Source organism: Kitasatospora sp. NPDC056076 (genome assembly GCF_042266305.1).
Taxonomy (GTDB): domain Bacteria; phylum Actinomycetota; class Actinomycetes; order Streptomycetales; family Streptomycetaceae; genus Kitasatospora.
The window spans coordinates 1-1708 of the sequence record NZ_JBHJWG010000123.1 but is presented as its reverse complement, the minus strand read 5'-3'; the positions used below and the strand labels follow the sequence as shown (position 1 = coordinate 1708).

Genomic DNA, 1708 nt, shown 5'->3' with positions numbered 1-1708 from the left:
TTCATTGGGGGTCGGGTTCTCGCTTCCGTGACGGTCGGTGTCCGCCCGGGGCCCGTCCGGCCCCGGCGCAGGTCCGGCTGGGCAGCCGCAAGGGGTACTGTGAACCGGATCCTGTTCGTGCTTCGCGCGCCGGGCGGTTGAGGTTTGGTCGCCTCACCCGCCCGGCCCAGCCGGACCACCTGGAGGGCGGTACGGCACGCCTAGGGACGTCACGGATCGTCAGTGGTCCCTGCCCGCGCTCAGCCCTCGCCCGACAGCGCGCCCGGTGACTTCGGAGCCGGGACGCTCCACTTCTCCTCGATCCGGCCGACCTTCCAGACGGCGAGCGCGACGGCCCAGGTGACGAAGAACAGCCCGACGATGACGAAGCCGACCGCGTTGAGGTCCAGGCCCGCGATCCAGTCCCAGAACGCGCCGTGCAGGGCGAGTTCGTCGGCGAGCAGGCCCAGCAGTTCGACGGTGCCGATGATCAGGGCGACGGCCACCGACAGGCCGGTGATGGTCAGGTTGTAGTAGATCTTGCGCACGGGCTTGGAGAACGCCCAGCCGTAGGCGAAGTTCATGAACGAGCCGTCGATGGTGTCCAGCAGGCACATCCCGGCGGCGAACAGCACCGGCAGACACAGGATCGCGTACCAGGGCAGGCCGGACGCGGCGCCGGAGCCTGCCAGGACCAGCAGCGCGATCTCGGTGGCGGTGTCGAACCCGAGGCCGAACAGCATCCCCAGCGGGTACATCTGCCCCGGCTTGCTGATCGAGCGTGTCACGCGCCCCAGCACGCGGTTCATCAGACCGCGCTTGTCCAGCTGCTCCTCCAGGGCCGCCTCGTCGAGGTGCCCGGTCCGCATCCCGCGGAACACCTTCCAGATCCCGGCCAGGATCACGAGGTTGACGATCGCGATCAGGTACAGGAAGGCCCCGGACACGGCGGTGCCGATCAGGCCGGTCACCCGGTGCAGCTGCGAGCCGTCGTCCTGGAGCGGGCCGGCCAGGCTCTTGACGCCGAGCGCGAGGAAGGCGGCGAGCACGAACACGATCGAGGAGTGTCCGAGGGAGAACCAGAAGCCCACGGACAGCGGCCGCTTGCGCTGGTCCATCAGCTTGCGGGTGGTGTTGTCGATCGCGGCGATGTGGTCGGCGTCGAAGGCGTGGCGCATGCCGAGCGTGTAGGCGGTGATGCCGATTCCGACGCCAAAGCTCTTCTCGCCGACGGTGTGGTGCTCGGGGGCGACGACTGCTACGAGGGTGACCCAGCCGATGACGTGCAGGGCGATGATGAAGCCGCCCATCCCGGCCAGGCGCTGCCACTCCTGGCGGGTGATCGAGGCGAGCGCGCCCGGCCGGGCGGGTCTGGGAGGGTCCTGAACGGGGGTCGGTGACGAGGAGGCCATGGCCGTCCTTCCTCCATCCGCTGCCGGGACGCCCTTGGAAGCGCCCCGGTCTTGTAGTTGCACTATCTCGGCAACAAGGGCCCGTGTCAGGGGGCACGCCGGGGGCGCGCGGAAGTGCGCCGGCCGAGCGGCGCTCGACAGGACGGCCGGTGGGGGGCTCCTCTGTTCGGGAGGGGGTCGTGCATTCGGGGCGGGTGCCCCGTGCGAGTGATCCCGTGGACTTCGCCGGAGTGGTGACGTGCCGTCCGCCGGACGAGGCCACCAGGGTTACCGCTCGGGCGCTCGCCCTCATCCTCATCCCGGCCGTCGGCCCTCTC

The 1708-nt window shown here is 70.1% G+C and carries 1 protein-coding gene; it reads right to left on the bottom strand.

From position 1 onward, the window contains the following. Positions 1–239: 239 nt before the first annotated feature. A complete protein-coding gene (locus tag ACFC1T_RS38335; protein ID WP_375897430.1) occupies positions 240–1391 on the bottom strand; it encodes a HoxN/HupN/NixA family nickel/cobalt transporter in 1152 nt (383 codons plus the stop codon). Positions 1392–1708: the final 317 nt, after the last annotated feature.

Bases quoted from the DNA above. Each gene is read 5' to 3' on its own strand.
- ACFC1T_RS38335 (WP_375897430.1), bottom strand. From the start codon at position 1,391: ATGGCCTCCTCGTCACCGACCCCCGTTCAGGACCCTCCCAGACCCGCC.